The sequence below is a fragment of the Aeromonas eucrenophila genome, assembly GCF_000819865.1.
Classification (GTDB): Bacteria; Pseudomonadota; Gammaproteobacteria; order Enterobacterales; family Aeromonadaceae; genus Aeromonas; species Aeromonas eucrenophila.
The window spans coordinates 1-18,946 of record NZ_CDDF01000015.1 but is presented as its reverse complement, the minus strand read 5'-3'; the positions used below and the strand labels follow the sequence as shown (position 1 = coordinate 18,946).

Here is an 18,946-nt window from a genome sequence, read left to right as displayed (position 1 = left end):
TTTTCAATTCTTGCAGAAGGTCTTTCCGATGAACGGGAAGGCTTCCTGGCTTGAATTACAGACCAACTACGTTGGCAGCAGCCGGGCCTTTCTGGCCTTGCTCGATGGTGAACTCAACGCGCTGACCTTCGTCCAGAGTTTTGAAGCTGGTGGACTGGATAGCGGAGAAGTGTACGAACACGTCTTTGCCACCGTCAGCAGGGGAGATGAAACCAAAGCCTTTCTCAGCGTTGAAGAACTTTACGGTACCAGTCATTTTGTTAGACATAATAATTTCCTTAATAGTGATATTGAAACGCCACGGTTGCGGCAATCCATGATTTTTCGTCAGCAATACGTATGAGGAGCACTAAAGAAGGAAATTATTTGGCAAGAATCATCTGGGACAACTCTATACACAAATCACTGCTTTAAAATGACTGCCTAACATAATCAGGTCTGAACTACCGAACCATCGAGAGTGATTAAAACACGCTCTCCTCGTCATGGCAATCTTTATCTTGGTGTTAATTACCTTCATCTGGAGGATTTGAAGGTGTTTATTTTGTAAAAGTTGTTTTACACCAGATAGTTATAGATGTGTTCAGGACTAAGGTAGCGAGGATGGGTTGCCATGTCCGGACGGCAGGAAGCGCCCGGACATGGCAAAAAAGGGTTATCGTTTGCTGCGGTACTTGTTGCTGACGGAGTCGGCCCAGCTGAAGGTATCGGGTAATACCTGATTCTTGGCGCGCTCCTTGGCCTTCTCTCGCGCCAGTGCGGAGGCTGCCTTGGCGACCTTGGCACGGTCCGCCGCGATCTTCAGGCGCCCCTCTTCACGGATCTTGTTGCGTTCCCCATTGGTCAGGGTGTGATCGGCATTGGCCTGCGCCTTCTGCAGCAACAAGGTGATCTCGGCCTTCTCTGCCTCGGTGAGGTCTTTCATTTCCAGCTTTTTCATGGCGCACTCCTGCGGCAGGTGATTGTCCACCCTAGCACACTCCGGGGGCCGACTCTTATGCAATCGTCGACTTGCGCTCAAAAGTGCAGGTTGAGTGCCATTTCAGGGCCGTTTTTACCCTGTTCCTGGCAACATCCCGTGGCTTGCGGTGCATGGACGTTGCGTTTCGCGCATGAAGACGTGACCTGTGCTGCGCGAACCAGGCTTACCCAGGAGCAAGACAGGAGAGGGAGGGGAAGAGCCAGCCTCCACCCTTGGCGACTCGACAGTGTGGGTCACTCGATGTTATCCAGGTTTGGACTCGATTTAGTCGATGGCACCCATTGGGAGAGAGTTCCTTGATGTTCATGCCAGGTGGTCGATGCGGCCTCTGACCGCGGATCCGCCGTTATCCTGCGAGGCTGGATCCGGGTGGGAGGTTAGGGGTATGCTGGTATCAGTGCGATCCCAGATCGACACTGCAAGCGTACTGTGACCTATGATTCGGCTGACACGCTGGAACCTCGGTTCCAACTGTCTGGGTAACATTTTGGAGTCTGATGATGAGCAACAAAGAACAGCATCACGGCAAAGATGCCAAGAAAAAACCGCAGATGTCACTGAAAGAGAAGCGCGATGCTAAGCGGCAGAAAGCCGACCTGAAAAATGGCAGCGCGATAAAGTAACGCTCCCCATGCTGTAGTTCCTTCGGAGCCAGTATCAAGCCAGCCTGTCATGGGCTGGCTTTTATGTTTTCAGCGGATGAGGTGGTGCCGTAGGCGGCAAAGATCCGTTCATAGCGTCCGTCCTTTTTCATGCGGCTCAGCTCGCGATCGAACCACTGTTGCTGCGCCGCCTGGCGAAAAGCGAAGTGATAGTGAGTGGGTGCGAACAACTCGAATTCTCTTACCTGGTTGGGGTTATAGCGGCCGGAGTAGGGCTCACTGCCGCTCAACTGAGCAAGGTAGTAATGGAACACTCTCTGTTCCAGGATCACGGCATCCGTGCGCCCCAGCAGCAACCGCTGCACCTGTCCCTCTTGTCTGGCGACCTCCTCATAGCGAGGATTCTGGTCAACCACGCCAGCGAAATCCTCTCCCAGGATCTGCCGTGCCCGTTGGAAGGCGCTGACACGCAATGACTTCAGATCCGCCAGGCTGCGGATCTGGGTCTTGTCGAGGGTAAAGACCCTGTTGTGGAAGGTGATCACCGGTTGTGACAGATAGGCATGGTTCAGCATGCCGGGCTTCACGTTAATGATGGCGTCCAGCTTGCCGCTCTCCAGCATGCGAAAGGTACGCTCCAGCGGCAGGTATTCGAATTGGATCTCGTAGCCACTGCCGACAAATGCCTCGGTCAGCAGATCGAGCTCGATGCCGCGGCCTTCGTGCTTTATCACGTAAGGAGGGATGGCGAAACTGACACCGACCCGCAGTGGCTCGGCGACCAGGGGACCGATATGCAGCAGCAGAATGGTACTCAGCAGGCGGTTCAGGAATCCCATGCATATTCTCTGGCGAATGACTCGCCCTGATGATAACCACAACGGCAGATGGGGGAGGTGAGACGGGTGGGATAGTCGCAATAACATGATGAAAGCACGGATGGCTGCGTCAGAAGTAGGCAAAAAAAGGCCCTGAACAGTCAGGGCCTGGCAGTGATTTTCGTCTGATCAGAACGGGATATCGTCGTCGAAATCCATCGGCGGCTCGTTGTAAACCGGCGGGGCAGACTGAGGTTGCTGCTGTTGCTGAGGACGGCTGTAGCCACCCTGTTGCTGCATGTTTTGTTGCGGAGCGGCGGCAGGGCGCTGCATGTTTTGCTGTGGCGCCGCCTGTTGTGGCTGACCCCAGTTGCCCTGGGACTGTTGACCACCCATGCCCTGGCCAGCGCCGCCTTGCGGACGGCCACCCAGCATTTGCATCACGCCGGTGAAGCTATCGACCAGCACTTCGGTGGTGTAACGCTCCTGGCCACCCTGATCCTGCCACTTGCGGGTCTGCAGTTTGCCTTCGACATAGACCTGGGAGCCCTTCTTCAGGTACTCACCGGCGACTTCGGCCAGCTTGCCCATGAACACCACGCGGTGCCATTCGGTACGCTCTTTCTGCTCACCGGTCTGCTTGTCGCGCCAGGATTCGGAGGTGGCCAGGGTGATGTTAGTCACGGCACCGCCGCTCGGCATGTAGCGCACTTCCGGGTCTTGCCCCAGGTTACCGATCAGAATGACTTTATTGATGCCTCGACTGGCCATAATCTCTCTTCCACCTTATATACCGGCCAGGCCTGATGCCCGGACCATTCAACATTTCGTTTGCTGTCGGTGAGTGGCGCTCACCGGGGTGAGGCGCATCTTCACTCGTGTCGTGACGGCGTCTCATACAGAGCAGTGACTGGCCGTCCGTCGCAGCGTTGGCCCGCAATAGTATCAGTTGGCGGGCATAATCGCACACCTTCCCTGTCCGGAGTGCGTCAATCAATCGCTGGATTTCTGAGTAACTTACCCGAGGTGTGGGGCTGCCAGCAAGGGAGCCACATCACAGAGTGCTGCGTCGACGGGGGAGGGCTGTTAAGGTGTGGGTTGGCACTAGTAGACCCCCCATATGGGGAGGTCGTGCTAGTCATTTGTATTGGTTGATAAATTACTGAGCTTCAAAGGGGTCACTGCACCGCCTCATACTTTTTTAATACTTCGGTCAGGAGGGGGGATTGGTACTCTTCCCTGGCAAAAAGCCCCGACCAGAATGTGCAAGGAAGTTTTCTTGATGACGCCCGAATATCCCCTAGTGCTGATCACCGAACACAACGCACAAGCCGTCAGTTTCCAGCGTCACCTCGGCGAACAGCTTGGCTTGTCCATTTTGCTGGTCGGAGAGCTGGATGCGCTGCCCGTCCCCTCGGAGGCGGACAGTCAGCCACTGTTCCTGATCGATCTGGATTACCTCAAGACGGCGCAGCAAGCCGATTGGAGCAAGGCGATCTGCGAGCGCTTCGACAAGGCCAGCGCCGTGTTGCTCAATGCCCCGACCAGCACGGATCGGGAGCTGTTGCTGATGTGGCCCCACACCAGCGGGCTCTTCTTCCGCCAGGACAGTCTGGATCGACTGGTGATCGGCATCCGCAAGGTGTTGCAGGGGGAGTACTGGATCCCGCGCCACCTGTTGTGTGATCTGGTGGATTACTACCGCAAGGGGAGCGGACAGCCACTGCGCAATCAGACGCTGCTGACGGCCCGCGAGCAGGAGATCGTGCGTCACCTGATGACCGGGGCCTCCAACACCGAGATCGCCGACAGCCTGTTCGTGAGCGAGCACACCATCAAGTCCCACCTCTATAACGTCTTCAAGAAGCTGAACGTCAAGAACCGCCTGCAGGCGGTGAGCTGGGCCAAAGAATATCTCTGAAAAGCCGGGTGAGGATGATAAAAACCTGTCTATTCATCCAGTAGTCTCTATGCCATACTGATTCGCTCTGGTTTGTGTATCGAGCGTGCAAGAAGATGGAAAAGATCGTGATCCGGGGTGCCCGCACCCACAATCTCAAGAACATCAACCTGATCCTGCCCCGCGACAAGTTGATCGTGGTCACCGGTCTGTCCGGCTCCGGCAAGTCCTCGCTGGCGTTCGATACCCTCTATGCCGAGGGGCAGCGCCGCTACGTGGAGTCTCTCTCCGCCTATGCCCGCCAGTTTCTCTCCCTGATGGAGAAGCCGGATGTGGATCATATCGAGGGGCTGTCACCGGCCATCTCCATCGAGCAGAAGTCCACTTCCCACAACCCGCGCTCGACCGTGGGGACCATCACCGAGATCTACGACTACCTGCGGCTGCTGTTTGCACGGGTCGGTGAGCCACGTTGCCCGACCCACGCCATCCCGCTCGCCGCCCAGACCATCAGCCAGATGGTGGACCTGGTGCTGGCTCAGCCCGAGGGCAGCAAGCTGATGCTGCTGGCTCCCGTGGTGCGCGATCGCAAGGGCGAACACACCAAGTTGCTGGAAAACCTGGCGGCCCAGGGCTATATCCGTGCCCGTATCGATGGCGAGGTGTGCGATCTCTCCGATCCTCCCCCGCTGGAGCTGCACAAGAAGCACACCATCGAAGTGGTGGTGGACCGCTTCAAGGTGCGCGCCGATCTGGCCCTGCGCCTCGCCGAATCTTTCGAGACGGCGCTGACGCTCTCCGGCGGCATAGTCCTGGTGGCGCCCATGGACGGGGAGGAAGGGGTCGAACCCATGATCTTCTCCGCCAACTTCGCCTGTCCCGAGTGCGGTTACTCCATGTCGGAGCTGGAGCCGCGCATCTTCTCCTTCAACAACCCGGCCGGCGCCTGCCCGACCTGTGACGGCCTCGGGGTGCAGCAATATTTCGATCCCGCCAAGCTGATCCACGACCCGAGCCAGAGCCTGTCCGGTGGCGCCATCCGCGGTTGGGACAAGCGCAGCTTCTATTACTTCCAGATGCTCAAATCCCTCTCCGAGCACTACAAGTTCGATCTGGAGAGCCCCTGGGAGGATCTGCCGGCCAAGACCCAGGAGGTGATCCTGCGTGGCTCGGGTCGCACCGAGATCGAGTTCCGCTACATGAACGATCGCGGCGATGTGGTGGTGCGCAAGCACCCGTTCGAGGGGATCCTGCACAACATGGAGCGCCGCTACCGGGAGACCGAATCCAACTCGGTGCGGGAAGAGCTCTCCAAGTACATCGCCAACAAGTCGTGCACCAGCTGCGGTGGCAGCCGGCTGCGGGAGGAGGCGCGCCACGTGTTCGTGGATAACCGCAACCTGCCCGCTATCGCCGAGCAATCCATCGGCGATGCGCTGGCGTTCTTCGCCGGCATCGAGCTGACCGGCCAGCGTGCCCAGATCGCCGAGAAGATCTTGAAAGAGATCGTCGAGCGGCTCGGCTTCCTGGTCAACGTCGGCCTCAACTACCTGAGCCTGTCCCGCAGCGCCGAGACCCTCTCCGGCGGCGAGGCCCAGCGTATCCGGCTGGCCAGCCAGATCGGTGCCGGCCTGGTGGGGGTCATGTATGTGCTGGATGAGCCCTCTATCGGTCTGCATCAGCGCGACAACGAGCGGCTGCTCAAGACCCTCACCCACCTGCGCGACCTCGGCAACACAGTGATAGTGGTGGAGCACGACGAGGATGCCATTCGTCTCGCCGATCACGTGCTCGACATAGGCCCCGGCGCGGGTGTGCACGGCGGCGCCATAGTCGCGCAAGGCACGCCGGAAGAGATCATCGCCAACCCGGATTCCCTGACCGGTGACTACCTCTCCGGCCGCAAGCAGATCGCCATTCCCGCCGAGCGCACGCCGCTCACCGGCAAGTGGTTGAAATTGAAGGGGGCGAGCGGCAACAACCTGCGCAACGTCAACCTGGATCTGCCCATAGGGGTGATGACCTGCGTCACCGGGGTGTCTGGCTCCGGCAAGTCGACCCTGATCAACGACACCCTGTTCCGCATCGCCCACCGGGAGCTGAACAAGGCCACCGAATCGACCCCGGCACCTTATCGCAGCGTGGAAGGGCTGGAGCATTTGGACAAGGTGGTGGACATAGACCAGAGCCCCATCGGCCGCACCCCGAGATCCAACCCGGCGACCTACACCGGCCTGTTCACCCCGATCCGCGAGCTGCTGTCCGGCACCCAGGAGGCGCGCTCCCGCGGTTACCTGCCGGGCCGTTTCTCCTTCAACGTGAAGGGCGGGCGCTGCGAGGCCTGTCAGGGGGACGGGGTCATCAAGGTGGAGATGCACTTCCTGCCGGATGTCTACGTGCCGTGCGACGTCTGCAAGGGCAAGCGCTACAACCGCGAGACGCTGGAGGTGAAGTACAAGAGCAAGAACATCCACGAGATCCTGGAGATGACGGTAGAGGATGCCCGGGAGTTCTTCGACCCCGTGCCGGCGGTGGCGCGCAAGCTGCAAACCCTGATGGATGTGGGCCTCTCCTACATCCGGCTCGGCCAGTCCGCCACCACCTTGTCCGGCGGCGAGGCGCAGCGGGTCAAGCTGGCGCGGGAGCTGTCCAAGCGCGACACCGGCCAGACCCTCTACATCCTGGATGAGCCGACCACGGGCCTGCACTTCCACGACATCCAGCAACTGCTCAAGGTACTGCACCAGCTGCGGGACAGGGGCAACACCATCGTCATCATCGAGCACAATCTGGACGTCATCAAGACCGCCGACTGGATCGTCGATCTCGGCCCGGAAGGGGGCGCAGGCGGTGGCCGCATCCTGGTGACAGGCACGCCGGAGGAGATGATCCGCTGCAAGGAGTCCCACACGGCCCGCTTCCTGGCGCCGCTGTTGGGCAAGTAAACAGACAGCAGACAGACAAGGGGCTCAGGCCCCTTTTTTGTTGGGCGCGCAGCCCGCTCGCCACCACTGCTTGCGATCGAAGATCAGGGGGATCGCCAGTCGGGGCTGGATGAGCAAGGGTAAAACGGGGTCGTCCGATCTCCGCCAGCAGCCGAGGTGCCGGCAGGGTCGAAAAAAGAAGGGATCAGTGGACCAGCATCAGGAAGGCGAGGGCGAAAACAAAGCCAAGCAAGATAAACAGGAAGGAGCCTATTCCCCAGACGGCGGCCAGGATGCCGATGATTTTGTCTCTGCGTGTTTGTGGTTTCATAAAGATTAAATTACAGCCCGGCTACATTGCTTTAATAAAATACGCGGATAATGCGTGTTAAACAACTACTGCACGGGGTTTTTAAGGGTTTAAAGGTGTATTTGATTTGTATTTAAATAGAGGTGTCATAATGTTAATTGTTTTTATTGCATTGTTTTATAAAGATAAATTGTCATTTGTTGATTGTTTTGCCACCAATTAAAGCTATTACGTACATCCATCTATTTCTTGATAACTATTGAGCTAAATCAATAACCGTCCATTCACATCCTTTTATAGTTTTCGGGCTTACAACATAGAACGAAAACAAAAAGGAAATACGTGATGAAAAAGATCCTTCCTCTGCTGATCGCAGCCGCTGTTGCTTCCCCCGTTGCCATGGCTCACCAGGCCGGCGATATTCTGGTTCGTGGTGGCCTGGCATTTGTCTCCCCCCAGACCAGCAGCGACGACGTGCTGGGCACGGGCGAGCTGGATATCGACAGCAACATACAGCTGGGGCTGACCCTCTCCTACATGCTCACCGACAACTGGGGGGTCGAGCTGCTGGCCGCCACGCCATTCTCTCACTCGGTATCGACGCCGGGGCTGGGCGAGGTCGCCAAGGTCAAACACCTGCCACCGACCCTGATGGCGCAATACTACTTCGGGGACGCCAACAGCAAGGTGCGTCCCTATGTCGGTGCCGGCATCAACTACACGGTGTTCTTCGATGAAGAGGGGCGCGGTGCGCTGGCGGGGACGGATGTCAACGTCGACTCCTCCTGGGGACTGGCGGGTCAGGTGGGTCTGGACATGGCGATCAACGATCGCTGGTTCGTCAACGCCTCCGCCTGGATCATGGACATAGACACCGAGGTGCACACCGCGGTGGGCACCATCAATACCTCCATCGATCCGGTCGCCTTCATGGTCGGCGTCGGCCATCGCTTCTGATGAGTTGAAGAAGTCGGCCGCCTCAAGGTCGATATCAACATGCACGTCTCTTTGGCCCGGCTCTGTCCGGGCCCTTTTATGCCCGAAATCGGGCATTATTCGTGATCTCATCCGTTATCAGCCCCACTTGCTACTCTCCCATCGCCTCCCCCTGCCGATAGTCTCTGCGTCCACGTCAATTTCCCAACGAGTGAGGATGTCTCTATGGGTTTATCTATCGTGCAGCGGATCATCGCCGGATTTGTGCTGATGCTGTTGCTGCTGGTCCTGCTTGGCTTTATCAGTATCTTGAAGATCCGGGGCATCAACGAGGGGCTGTCCCAGGTGTCGGATCGCGCCACCCCTCTGGTGATCGCCGTCGCCGGGCTCAAGGGTGCGCTGCAGGACAGCAACCGCTGGGTGTTGACCTACAGAACCAGTGAAGACGCGGCCCAGCTGCCGCCGCTGGCCAGTCAGTTCAAGGCGCAGCAGGCGCAGTTCGCCACATTGAGCCAGAACATGGACAGGTTCACCGGGGTGGAGGAGGCCAATGCGCGCTTCCGCCAGGTGGCTGCCGCCACCCAGGGCTTCTACGGCCTGGCGGATCAGGTGCTGGCCCAACATGGCCAGTGGGTGGCGGCCCTGGATCGCCGTCATCAGCTGGAGCTTGCCTTCATCCGGCTGGAGGATACCTACCAGTGGGCGGCGGACTTGTTGCTGCAACAGGCGTCCGCCAAGCGATCCATGCGCAACAAGGCCGAGCTCATCACCTCCGGTATCGCCCGGGATCTGAAGAACATCCGCCGCGCCGATGCCGGCACCGATCTCAACGAGCTGGAGCGGGTGCTGGGCAAGGACATAGAGATGGCCCGCAAGCGGCTCGAACGGGTGCTGGTCCCCGACGATGTGCGGCAGCGTTTCATCGTCAACCTGGATCGGATGCAGGAGCTGGCGCTCGGCCCGCAGGGGCTGCTGGCCACCATGCGCCAGGCCCAGCAACTCGCCGCCTCCTTGCAGAGCCTGAACCAGCAGCTCGACACCAGCCTGGCCAACAGCCTGGCGTTGCTCGACGAGATGGGCAAGTCGGCGGGCAGCATCGCCAGCCAGAGCCGAGTCAGTGCGGATGATGCGGTCAGCAGCGCCAGTTTCTGGATCCTGCTGGTCGCGGCCATCTCGGCCGCCGCCGCGCTCATCATCGGCTACACCACGGCCCGCAGCATCCAGCGTCCGCTGCAACTGATCGACAGGGAGCTGGATCGCATGGCGACCGGTGACATGACGCGGCGCATCGACTACCAGAGCCGCTGCGAATTTGGCAGCCTGACCCGCTCCATCAATACCCTGGCGGACAAGACAGGCGAGCTGCTCTCCCAGATCAATGCCGGCTCCCGCCATCTGGTGGAGGAGGCGAGCCGCGCCGCCGAGATAAGCGAGAGGGCCATGTCCAGGGTGCAGGATCAGAAGAGCCAGACCGATCAGGTCGCCGCCGCCATCACCGAGCTGGAAGTGAGCGCCACCGAGGTGGCCCGCTCCACCGACGGCACCAAGCGGGAGGTGGATCTGGCCGACGAGGAGGCTCGCGCGGGTCGCCAACAGGTGGCGACGACCCGCCAGATCACCGAGCAACTGGCAGGCGCCATGGCGGAGGCGGTCGGCATCACCCACAAGCTGGGGGAATTTAGCAACAACATCGGCAGCATTCTGGACGTGATCCGCAGCATCGCCGAGCAGACCAACCTGCTGGCGCTCAATGCCGCCATCGAGGCGGCCCGGGCCGGTGATGCCGGCCGGGGCTTTGCCGTGGTGGCGGACGAGGTGCGGGCGTTGGCGAACCGGACCCAGACCTCGACCGAGGAGATCCAGGCCATGATCGAGAACCTGCAGAGCTCGAGCCGGCAGGTGGTGGAGGTGATGGGCCGCAGCCAGGAGCAGACCCACCACTGCGTGGATCAGACCCGCGAGATGGATCTGGCACTGCAATCCATCGCCGAGCGGATGAGCGCCATCAAGTCGATGGCGGATCAGGTGGCCCATGCGGCCCAGGAGCAGATCTCGGTCAGCCAGGGGGTCGCCCGTCACATCGCCGGGATTGCCGACGTGGCGTACGAGACCGAGCGGGAGGCACGGGAATCGGCCAGCAGCAGCGAAGTGCTGGCGGATCTGGTGGCCAAACAGCAGCAATTGATCGCGCATTTCAAGGTATAGGAGGGCTTATGACTAACAAGTGGATCGGGGCCCTGAGTCTCCTGTTGTGTGGCCAGCTGATGGCCAGTGAGTTGGTGATCGAGAGCTGGCGCATCGATGACAAGGCCCTGTGGGAGCAGAAGATCATCCCCGCCTTCGAGGCGGCCCATCCGGGCATAGAGGTGAAGTTCAACGGGGTGCAGAACGTCGACTATATGCCGACGCTCTGGACCAGCCTGAAGGAGGGCAAGGCCGGGGATCTCATCACCTGTCGCCCGTTCGATGACTCCCTGGCTCTGTTCAAAGCCGGTCATCTGGCGGAGCTGAGCGAGATGGCCGGGATGGAAAACTTCCCGAGCTTCGCCCAATCTCCCTGGCAGACGGATTCCGGGGCCCAGACCTTCTGCGTGCCCATGGCCTCCGTCATTCACGGTTTCTTCTATAACAAGCAGATCTTCAGCGAGCTGGGCCTCTCGGTGCCGCAGACCCGCGACGATTTCTTCGCCGCCCTCGACAAGGTGAAGGCGGATGGTCGTTATGTGCCGTTGGCCATGAGTGGATCCGAGAGCTGGGTGGCATCCGAGCTCGGCTTCCAGAACATAGGCCCGAACTACTGGAAGGGGGAGGATGGCCGGCTGGCGCTGCTTGGTGGTCAGGAGCGGTTAGACAACCCGCAATACGTCAAGGTGTTCGAGGAGCTGGCCCGCTGGCGATCCTACCTGGGGGAGGGCGGCGAGAGCCGCGACTACGCCACCACCAATGCCTTGTTCACCGCCGGCAAGGCCGCCTTCTACGCGGCCGGCTCCTGGGAGATAGCTCCCTTCACCGGCAAGGTCGATTTCGGCGTCATGCGTCCGCCGGTGGCGAAACAGGGGGACGGCTGCTTCTTCACCGATCACACCGACATCGGCATGGGGATGAACCCGGCCAGCAAGAACAAGGAGGCGGCCATGACCTTCCTGCAGTGGCTGACCACCTCCCAGTTTGCCGAGCTCTATACCAACTCGTTGCCCGGCTTTTTCTCCCTCTCCAACCACTTCTTCGAGGTCACCAACCCGGCGGCGAAGGAGATGATGGAATGGCGGGATCAGTGTGACTCCACCATCCGGGTTGCCACCCAGATCCTCTCTCGCGGCACGCCCAAGCTGGGGGATGAGCTGGCCGAGGTGAGTCAGGAAGTGTTGCTTGGCAAGCTGGCCCCCCTGGCGGCGGCGCAGCAACTGGAGCAAGGGCTGAAGGGCTGGTATCCCCCTCATCAGACGGAGCAAGCCAGGGGAGAGGAGTGTCAGTGTGCGGCCCCGGCTACTCCTGTCGCCGATCCCGCAGCTCCGGGGGATGGCGCCGTGTCTGCCCCGTCGGCGGCCGGTGCGACGCTGCCCGCGTCCACCGAGGCGGCGCCGGCCATGACCCCGATCGCCTCGGCGGCGGTGGCACCAGTATCGACCCCCTCAGCCGAGGTTGAGCAAGCCTTGTCCAACGAGTTGGAAACACCGCAGCAGTGACTTGAAGTAGCATAAACAACGGGAGGCATCGCCTCCCGTTTTCATTTCTATCTGTTATTGAGGCAAGTGCCAGCGACACAGGCTGCCGATGCGGGCCACCGGTGAGAAGCCCAGCGAGCGGTAGACACGCTGGGCATGATAATGCTCATCGGCCACTATGATGAGGCGCTCGGCCTGCGCCAGTCCCAGGCGCGCAACTTGGCTCAGCAGCTGGCGGCAGAGTCCGTGATTGCGCCAGTCTTGGCGGGTGCGGACCAGCTGAAAACGTCCCATATTGCCGGTGAAGAACAACCCGCAGCTGGCGACCAGCTTGCCTTGCTGCCAGATCCCCCACCATTGCCCCAGTCCATCGGCGATCATGGCCTGATACAGGCGGCGCCGTGACTGCAGATAAGGCAGATAATTTGCTTCCGAATGGCCGGGATCGCGCTCATCCAACTCCAGCGCCAGCCAGTCATCCCAGTCGGCGGCGGTAAAGGCCCGGGCCGGACCGGCAGTCGGCCCTGCCGGTGCTTGCCAGCTGCGCTCGTCCAGCGCCAGCACCACGCACTCCATGTATTGGTAACCCGCCGCCACGAAGCCGGCGACCCGGCTATTTTGTCCCTCGGCCAGCGGCCACTGGAAGGTGCGGTGCTGGATCCCGGGATCCTGACCGATCAGCTGATCGAAGCTGGCCTCGAGCCAGCCTTTGTCGCGGTCGCTGGGCGGGGTTGGCAGCAGCAGATAGTTGCCGAAGTAGTAATCCGGGGCACTCGGGGTTTTGACGGCCCAGAACCTGTCGTGATCCGTCACCTCGCCCTGATAGCGGTCGAACAGTAAATCGGTGGCAAAGCCGGGGTGATCTTCCATGGTGGGGCTCCTGCTGATGACTCAATCGATTATCGGCAGGTTGGGGGAATAAGTTAAAAAAAGGCCGGGAAGACCCGGCCAAACAATCACACGCAGATTCAGAACGTCCAGGACGATCCGCCCGCATCATAGCCTGCCTAGGCCCATTTTGGGATGGGGGCCAATCGTTACTTATGCTGAATTGCCAAATAAAAAAACTGGCGAGACAGGATCTGGCCGCAAATCGGTGTTGACTTTGATCGGTTTTGTCATAAAGATAGAAAGACGTTTAGACGTCCAAACATCCGTTTTGGCGTAGAGGAACCGGTGGCAGGACAGGGAGAGAACAGATGGGATTTCACAGCGCGCGTCAGGTTGAGGCACTCAACCAGAGTCTGGCGGATTTGGGTAACAACATTTCGGTCAGCTTCGAGTTTTTCCCGCCCAACAGCGAAGGGATGGAAAACACCCTGTGGCAATCCATCGAGCGGCTCCAGGTGCTGGAACCCAAGTTCGTCTCCGTGACCTATGGCGCCAACTCCGGCACCCGGGATCGCACCCACAAGGTGATCAAAGACATCAAGGAGCGCACCGGCCTCATCGCAGCCCCGCACCTGACCTGTATCGATGCCAGCCGCGACGAGCTGCGCACCATAGCCCGTGACTACTGGAACAGCGGCATCCGCCACATCGTCGCCCTGCGTGGTGACTTGCCTCCCGGCGTCGACAAGCCCGACATGTATGCCACCGATCTGGTCGCCCTGCTCAAGTCCGAGGCAGACTTCGACATCTCGGTCGCCGCCTACCCGGAAGGCCACCCCGAGGCGCGCAGCGCGCAGTCCGATCTGCTGAGCCTCAAGCGCAAGATAGATGCGGGTGCCAACCGCGCCATCACTCAGTTCTTCTTCGATGTGGAGACCTACCTGCGCTTTCGTGATCGTTGCGCCGCCATCGGCATCGACGCCGAAATCGTGCCGGGGATACTGCCGGTCTCCAACTACCAGACCCTGGCGAAGTTCGCCGGCTTCACCAACGTGAAGATCCCGCGCTGGATGCACCAGCGCTTCGAGGGGCTGGACAACGATCAGACCACCCGCAACATGGTGGGGGCCAGCATCGCCATCGATCAGGTGAGGGTGCTGAGTCAGGAAGGGGTGAAGGACTTCCACTTCTATACCCTGAACCGCTCCGAGCTGACCTATGCCATCTGCCATACCCTGGGTGTGAGGCCCAAAGGCCAGGCCTGATCCCGCTCGCAGTTGAGACAAAAAAAGCCAATGAGTCACCTCATTGGCTTTTTTGCTATGGCCGTGCGTCAGGGCCGGGTCGGCTGGATCTCCTTGGGCTCCAGCGTGATGACGGCATTGCCGGCGGCGCCGGGATATTGCTGATAACTCTGGTCCTGCTCCAGGGTGTAGAAGGTATCCAGGTAGTCGTCGTTGTTGGTCATCCAGGAGTCGGGCAATGCCTTGACGATGCGACCGCCGAGGTCGAGGAAGGGCAGGGCTTCCGGTACGCCGCCGGCGGTGAAGCCGAGCTTGAGCGCCTCGATCAGCAGGGCGCTGAGCTCCTTGTAGTTGACGTTGTCATCCTGCTCCATCATGACCACATCGACGGCGCCCCAGCGATAGCGATCCCAGTACACCAGTATCTGGTTCGGACTGTAGTCCGTGTTGTCATAGTCGAGGTAGGGCATGTCGACAATGTCCACCACCGGCTCGTCCCGGCTGGGATTGACCCCGGCTACCACGGCATAGACCTCGGCGGCCCCGAGCAGCCAGGGCTCCTGATCATCGCTCAGCCGGATTTTCTTCAAGATGCTGGTCTTGAGCGGTGCCGTGCTGTTGGCGGCGCGGGGGGCGGCCTGCAAGTCCGCCTCGGCCAGCGCCCTGCGCATCACCTTCAGACCGGCATTCTTGGCCTTGACGGGATCGGCCTCCACCACCAGAACCGGTCGTGCCGGGGCCTGGTTCACGTCGAGATAGACGGGGTTGCCGGCGCCGTCGAAGGCCTCGATGGCGCTCCAACTCTGCTCATCGCCGCTCGGCACATAGGCGATCAGTGGCTCGACGCCCTGTTTCAGCGCATCGGCCTGCTCCGGGTTGGCCAGCCGCAGCTGCATCAGCTGCTTGACCTCCCCCGTCAGCCCCTGCCGATCGATGACGGCCAGGTTGGCGTCGGTGGCTTGGCGCTTCAGCCTGGGGCTGGCCTTCTGCAGCAGGTTGGGCAGCGGGGCCTGGTACTGCTGATTGCCGAGCAGGGGCAGCAGGTTCTTCTGTTGCAGCGCGAGCTCGCGCGCCAGCTCCCGATCCGCGTCGGCGGCCTGGGCGCTGGCGCCCAGCAGGGCCAGTAATACAATGACAGCCTGATTCCTCATTCTTGTTCTCCAGTGGTGAGTCTGAGGGGGTGCATCCTGGGAAGGATATGCGCCCCGGCCTCACTAGACGGCAATTGGTTTCAACTGTGAACCATGTTTACCGAATTATGTGCAGCGTCTCACTGGAGTCTCCCCAAATGGTCAGGTCAGGCGCGCAGCCGGTTGACGCTATATAGCCCTATGCCGACCAGCAGTCCCCAACAGGCGGAGCCGACGCCGAGCAGGCTGATCCCGGACGCCGTGATGATGAAGGTCAGCAGTGCCGCCTCCCGCTCTCCATCCTGTTGCAGCGCACTGTGCAGGCTGCTGCCTATGGTGCCGAGCAGGGCCAGCCCCGCCACGCAGGTGACCAGAGCGGTGGGGAAGGCGCTGAACAGGGCCACCACTGTGGCTCCGAAGCAACCGGTGAGCAGGTAGAAGCAACCGGCCCAGACCGCGGCGGGCCAGCGGCGGTTGGCATCGGGATCCACCTCCTTGCCCATGCAGATGGCGGCCGTGATGGCCGCGAGGTTGAAGGCGTAGCCGCCGAAGGGGGCCAGCAGCAGACCGGTCAGGCCGGTCCAGGTGATGAGGGAGGAAGTGGCAGGTTGATAGCCGTGGGCGCGCAGTATGGTGATGCCGGGCATGTTCTGCGACGTCATGGTGACGATGAACAGCGGCAGGGCTATACCCAGCAGGGCATCCAGGGAGAATGTCGGCGTGATCCAGACCGGGCTGGAGAGTTGCCAGTGGACTGTGCTCAGCTGCAACTCACCCCTCAGGGTGCAGAGCAGTATGCCGGTCGCCAGCACCAGCACCATGGTATAGCGTGGCCAGAGGTGACGACCGATCAAAAAGGCCAATAACAGTGCCCCCAGCAGCAGGGGATCCTGCGGTGCCACCTTGAACAGATCCAGTCCGAAGCGGAGCAAGACCCCGGCCAGCATGGCCGCGGCCAGTGGCGCCGGGATATGGCGCATCAGGCGATCGAACCAGCCGCTGATCCCGCACAGGGTGATCAGCAGGGAAGAGATGACGAAGGCACCTATGGCCTCTCCCAGGCTGAAGTTGCCCAGGCTGGTGATGAGCAGGGCGGCTCCCGGGGTGGACCAGGCGGTCAACACCGGGACGCGGTAATAGAGGGAGAGGCCGATGCAGCTCACCCCCATGCCGATCCCCAGCGTCCATAGCCAGGAAGAGACTTGGGCTGTATCGGCTCCGGCGGCGGTGGCGGCCTGGATGATCAGTACGACCGAGCTGGTGTAGCCGACCAGCACGGCGATCAGACCTGCGGCAAGATGTGGTAAGGCAAAGGGCATGACACTTCCTTGTTGGATGCTGATAGCTTGTGCGTTATTACGTACAATACGGCTTTGACTATAGCGATGTGCGCTATAGCGCACAAGGTGGTCAAACAACATTCAAGGGGAAAGCATGCAGGAGATGAATCAACATCTGGCCCAGCGGCTGAAGGAGCTGCGTGGCGAGATGGGCTGGAGCCTGGATGTGGCCGCCCGTGAGACCGGGGTGAGCAAGGCCATGCTGGGGCAGATAGAGCGGGGGGAATCCAGCCCGACGGTGGCGACCCTGTGGAAGATCGCCACCGGCTTTCGGGTCTCCTTCTCCAGCTTCATCGAGCCGGCCCCGAGTGAGAGTGAGAAGACCTTCTATCGGGTTGCCGATGAGATCCGCCAGCAACCGGCGGGAGAGGGCATGCAGGTGGCTCCGCTCTTCCCCTATGAAGGCCGTTTTGGTTTCGAGTTGTTCGAGCTCACCCTGTTGCCCGGCTATCAGCGGGAATCCGAGCCCCATGAGCCCGGGGTCACCGAGCACGTCATCGTCATCAGCGGCGCGATGGAGGTCTTGATCGATGGGGACTGGCGTTCACTCGCGCAGGGGGAGGCGGTGCGCTTCGCCGCCGACCGCCCCCATGGCTACCGCAATCTGGGGATAGCCCCGGCCGTCTTCCATAACCTGATCCATTATCCCGCCACGAGTTCTCGCTGATTAGCCCGGGCGTCCATCGGCCCTGGGCTGGCTCAAGATGGGGGCATAGACCCAGACAAACAGGCCATAGGCCGCTATCCAGCTCCAGCCACTCAGGTTCCAGCCTACCAGGGTAAAGGCGGGCCAGAGTTGCGGGATCAGCACCCGGAGCAGGGCGGACAGTATGACGAGGCCAAATGCCGCCGTGATCCTGCGCCCCACCCGCAGCGCCCTGCCACTGTGGCCGAGGGACACCCGGGCAATCATCCCCAGGATCATGGTACCTATGCAGCCAGCGCTGAGCAGGTGACTGGCGACCGAGAGCGTGATGGGTAAGCCTGCGGCCTGAGCCGAGAGGGCGAGCAGACCAAGAGGGATGAAGAGGTAAGCCAGATGCAGTGACCACAGCAGGGGATGGGCGAGCGTTGACTTGGGCTGCCAGCGCAGTTGTCGCCACAGATGCAGGCCCGCCGCCACTATATATAGAGGCACCATATAAAGGCTGGTGGTCCACGCTGTGGGCAGCAGCAACCAGAGCAGCATGATCAACCACAGGGAGGCGAGGGCACCGCGCTCCAGCCATGGCAGGGGAACGGCTTTCTCCGTGCCTGTGGCTCTGGCGGTAAAGAAGGGGATGACTCGCCCTCCCATCACAGCAATCAGGGTGGTGAACAGCAGCACCGTCGTGATCAGCAAGTGCTCCATGGCGAGCCAATCATCCCGCCACAGCCAGCTGGCGCCATTGAGCAGGGTCAAAATCAGCAGCAAGGGCACGAAGAACAGGTTGCGCCACTGGCGTGTGATGATGATGGGCTTGGCGAGGAACCAGGCACAGAGCGGTAGCCAGGCCAGATCCGCCGCCATCAGGACGACATTACCCTCCCCCGCCCAGGGCAGCAGGCATCTTGGTAGAGCCCATAGTCCCACGACCAGCGCCAAGGGCCAGCCGCGAACGCCGGGGTGAGCCGTCCAGTTCTGGACGGCGGTCAGCAGGAAGCCCGCCACTATAGATGCACCGAAGCCGAACAACATCTCATGGGCATGCCACCAGACGGGGTTGGAGAGCCCGGGCAACTGGATCCAGCCGTTGAGCTGCCCGAGCCAGCCAAGCATGGCCAGGCAGGAAAAGAGCGCGCCGAGCAAGAAGAAGGGCCTGAACCCTAAACGAAACAGGGGAAGTATTCGCTCTTCTTTATGGCTATCGAGGATCTGGTGCATGGGGCAACCTTAATGTGACATCTGATATGTTTATTATAAGGTGATGCCCAGGATGTTCAATTAAAATCACCGCGAGCCCATCTAAAGCGCATTCTGGGTGGAAAACTACCGATATGATGCATATCTGAGCGAACGAACAACAATGACAAAAAAGCCCTTGTCATCGTGCGCTGGCTCCCTATAATGCGCCCCTACCAGCACGGCGGACTACGCCGGACTGATGAGCTAGCTTCACACTGAAGCGGGCGCCGAAAGAAAAGCGAAAACAAGCGCTTGACTTTCGAAGTGAGGGGCGTAATATGCGCCTCCTCAGCGCGATAAGCGTGACGCTCTTTAACAATTTGAATCAAGCAATCTGTGTGGGCACTCACAGCATCGAGCATCAAAATTAATTTTTGAT

General features: G+C 60.4%; 17 protein-coding genes. 8 read left to right on the top strand and 9 right to left on the bottom strand.

Translation table 11 applies throughout. The features are described 5' to 3' along the window. Window positions 1-55: 55 nt before the first annotated feature. Window positions 56-268: a transcription antiterminator/RNA stability regulator CspE gene (gene cspE, locus BN1124_RS15700; RefSeq protein WP_025328559.1), complete on the bottom strand. Its 213-nt coding sequence runs from the start codon at window positions 266-268 to the stop codon at window positions 56-58. Window positions 269-655: 387 nt separating this feature from the next. Then, complete coding sequence (gene yjbD / locus BN1124_RS15695) at window positions 656-940, bottom strand: DUF3811 domain-containing protein (protein ID WP_042643408.1); 285 nt, start codon at window positions 938-940, stop codon at window positions 656-658. A gap of 542 nt (window positions 941-1,482) precedes the next feature. Between yjbD and BN1124_RS21775 the strand changes: the two genes are divergently transcribed. Continuing rightward, entirely contained in the window at window positions 1,483-1,605 is a 123-nt protein-coding gene (locus BN1124_RS21775) for a hypothetical protein (protein ID WP_100860060.1), read from the top strand. Between the two features lie 47 nt (window positions 1,606-1,652). Here the strand turns inward: BN1124_RS21775 and BN1124_RS15690 are convergent, their stop codons facing one another. Further along, entirely contained in the window at window positions 1,653-2,423 is a 771-nt protein-coding gene (locus BN1124_RS15690; protein WP_042643406.1) for a substrate-binding periplasmic protein, read from the bottom strand. Between the two features lie 168 nt (window positions 2,424-2,591). Beyond that, window positions 2,592-3,173 (bottom strand): single-stranded DNA-binding protein, encoded by a 582-nt coding sequence (locus BN1124_RS15685; protein ID WP_033129776.1) that lies wholly within the window; start codon window positions 3,171-3,173, stop codon window positions 2,592-2,594. A 511-nt stretch (window positions 3,174-3,684) separates the two neighbouring features. Here BN1124_RS15685 and BN1124_RS15680 point away from each other — a divergent pair. Together BN1124_RS15680 and uvrA are read left to right on the top strand one after the other, a co-directional pair. Further along, window positions 3,685-4,323, top strand: a complete 639-nt coding sequence (locus BN1124_RS15680; RefSeq protein ID WP_197066227.1) for a LuxR C-terminal-related transcriptional regulator — start codon at window positions 3,685-3,687, stop codon at window positions 4,321-4,323. A 95-nt stretch (window positions 4,324-4,418) separates the two neighbouring features. Next, window positions 4,419-7,247 (top strand): excinuclease ABC subunit UvrA, encoded by a 2,829-nt coding sequence (gene uvrA, locus BN1124_RS15675; protein WP_042643402.1) that lies wholly within the window; start codon window positions 4,419-4,421, stop codon window positions 7,245-7,247. Window positions 7,248-7,431: 184 nt separating this feature from the next. On the opposite strand, the gene BN1124_RS21770 is transcribed toward uvrA, so the two are convergent. Further along, a complete protein-coding gene (locus BN1124_RS21770) occupies window positions 7,432-7,557 on the bottom strand; it encodes a hypothetical protein (protein WP_269429054.1) in 126 nt (41 codons plus the stop codon). Window positions 7,558-7,881: 324 nt separating this feature from the next. Between BN1124_RS21770 and BN1124_RS15670 the strand changes: the two genes are divergently transcribed. The 3 genes from BN1124_RS15670 to BN1124_RS15660 all read left to right on the top strand — a co-directional run bounded on the left by BN1124_RS15670 (window position 7,882) and on the right by BN1124_RS15660 (window position 12,158). Continuing rightward, complete coding sequence (locus BN1124_RS15670) at window positions 7,882-8,493, top strand: OmpW family outer membrane protein (protein WP_042643401.1); 612 nt, start codon at window positions 7,882-7,884, stop codon at window positions 8,491-8,493. A gap of 204 nt (window positions 8,494-8,697) precedes the next feature. Further along, the gene (locus BN1124_RS15665) at window positions 8,698-10,677 is read left to right on the top strand and encodes a methyl-accepting chemotaxis protein (RefSeq protein WP_042643400.1); all 1,980 of its coding nucleotides are present in this window, start codon (window positions 8,698-8,700) and stop codon (window positions 10,675-10,677) included. 8 nt (window positions 10,678-10,685) lie between these two features. Then, on the top strand, window positions 10,686-12,158 hold the full coding sequence (locus BN1124_RS15660; protein ID WP_042643398.1) for an ABC transporter substrate-binding protein: 1,473 nt from the start codon (window positions 10,686-10,688) through the stop codon (window positions 12,156-12,158). Window positions 12,159-12,212: 54 nt separating this feature from the next. Here the strand turns inward: BN1124_RS15660 and BN1124_RS15655 are convergent, their stop codons facing one another. Continuing rightward, window positions 12,213-13,007 (bottom strand): GNAT family N-acetyltransferase, encoded by a 795-nt coding sequence (locus tag BN1124_RS15655; RefSeq protein ID WP_042643397.1) that lies wholly within the window; start codon window positions 13,005-13,007, stop codon window positions 12,213-12,215. A 329-nt stretch (window positions 13,008-13,336) separates the two neighbouring features. On the opposite strand from BN1124_RS15655, the gene metF reads away from it, so the two are divergent. Next, window positions 13,337-14,233 (top strand): methylenetetrahydrofolate reductase, encoded by an 897-nt coding sequence (metF, locus tag BN1124_RS15650; protein ID WP_042643395.1) that lies wholly within the window; start codon window positions 13,337-13,339, stop codon window positions 14,231-14,233. Window positions 14,234-14,301: 68 nt separating this feature from the next. Here the strand turns inward: metF and BN1124_RS15645 are convergent, their stop codons facing one another. Both BN1124_RS15645 and BN1124_RS15640 read right to left on the bottom strand, forming a co-directional pair. Then, window positions 14,302-15,363 (bottom strand): DUF3103 family protein, encoded by a 1,062-nt coding sequence (locus BN1124_RS15645; RefSeq protein WP_042643394.1) that lies wholly within the window; start codon window positions 15,361-15,363, stop codon window positions 14,302-14,304. A 146-nt stretch (window positions 15,364-15,509) separates the two neighbouring features. Next, window positions 15,510-16,661, bottom strand: a complete 1,152-nt coding sequence (locus BN1124_RS15640) for a benzoate/H(+) symporter BenE family transporter (RefSeq protein WP_042643393.1) — start codon at window positions 16,659-16,661, stop codon at window positions 15,510-15,512. Window positions 16,662-16,776: 115 nt separating this feature from the next. Between BN1124_RS15640 and BN1124_RS15635 the strand changes: the two genes are divergently transcribed. After that, window positions 16,777-17,349 carry a helix-turn-helix domain-containing protein gene (locus BN1124_RS15635; RefSeq protein ID WP_042643392.1) on the top strand — a complete coding sequence of 191 codons (573 nt, stop codon included), beginning with the start codon at window positions 16,777-16,779 and terminating at the stop codon, window positions 17,347-17,349. Here the strand turns inward: BN1124_RS15635 and BN1124_RS15630 are convergent, their stop codons facing one another. After that, on the bottom strand, window positions 17,350-18,546 hold the full coding sequence (locus BN1124_RS15630; protein WP_042643391.1) for an NnrS family protein: 1,197 nt from the start codon (window positions 18,544-18,546) through the stop codon (window positions 17,350-17,352). Window positions 18,547-18,946: the final 400 nt, after the last annotated feature.

Excerpts from the sequence above, each read along its gene's own strand:
- cspE (WP_025328559.1), bottom strand. The coding sequence starts at position 268 with ATGTCTAACAAAATGACTGGTACCGTAAAGTTCTTCAACGCTGAGAAA.
- yjbD (WP_042643408.1), bottom strand. The coding sequence starts at position 940 with ATGAAAAAGCTGGAAATGAAAGACCTCACCGAGGCAGAGAAGGCCGAG.
- BN1124_RS21775 (WP_100860060.1), top strand. The coding sequence starts at position 1,483 with ATGAGCAACAAAGAACAGCATCACGGCAAAGATGCCAAGAAAAAACCG.
- BN1124_RS15690 (WP_042643406.1), bottom strand. The coding sequence starts at position 2,423 with ATGGGATTCCTGAACCGCCTGCTGAGTACCATTCTGCTGCTGCATATC.
- BN1124_RS15685 (WP_033129776.1), bottom strand. The coding sequence starts at position 3,173 with ATGGCCAGTCGAGGCATCAATAAAGTCATTCTGATCGGTAACCTGGGG.
- BN1124_RS15680 (WP_197066227.1), top strand. The coding sequence starts at position 3,685 with ATGACGCCCGAATATCCCCTAGTGCTGATCACCGAACACAACGCACAA.
- uvrA (WP_042643402.1), top strand. The coding sequence starts at position 4,419 with ATGGAAAAGATCGTGATCCGGGGTGCCCGCACCCACAATCTCAAGAAC.
- BN1124_RS21770 (WP_269429054.1), bottom strand. The coding sequence starts at position 7,557 with ATGAAACCACAAACACGCAGAGACAAAATCATCGGCATCCTGGCCGCC.
- BN1124_RS15670 (WP_042643401.1), top strand. The coding sequence starts at position 7,882 with ATGAAAAAGATCCTTCCTCTGCTGATCGCAGCCGCTGTTGCTTCCCCC.
- BN1124_RS15665 (WP_042643400.1), top strand. The coding sequence starts at position 8,698 with ATGGGTTTATCTATCGTGCAGCGGATCATCGCCGGATTTGTGCTGATG.
- BN1124_RS15660 (WP_042643398.1), top strand. The coding sequence starts at position 10,686 with ATGACTAACAAGTGGATCGGGGCCCTGAGTCTCCTGTTGTGTGGCCAG.
- BN1124_RS15655 (WP_042643397.1), bottom strand. The coding sequence starts at position 13,007 with ATGGAAGATCACCCCGGCTTTGCCACCGATTTACTGTTCGACCGCTAT.
- metF (WP_042643395.1), top strand. The coding sequence starts at position 13,337 with ATGGGATTTCACAGCGCGCGTCAGGTTGAGGCACTCAACCAGAGTCTG.
- BN1124_RS15645 (WP_042643394.1), bottom strand. The coding sequence starts at position 15,363 with ATGAGGAATCAGGCTGTCATTGTATTACTGGCCCTGCTGGGCGCCAGC.
- BN1124_RS15640 (WP_042643393.1), bottom strand. The coding sequence starts at position 16,661 with ATGCCCTTTGCCTTACCACATCTTGCCGCAGGTCTGATCGCCGTGCTG.
- BN1124_RS15635 (WP_042643392.1), top strand. The coding sequence starts at position 16,777 with ATGCAGGAGATGAATCAACATCTGGCCCAGCGGCTGAAGGAGCTGCGT.
- BN1124_RS15630 (WP_042643391.1), bottom strand. The coding sequence starts at position 18,546 with ATGCACCAGATCCTCGATAGCCATAAAGAAGAGCGAATACTTCCCCTG.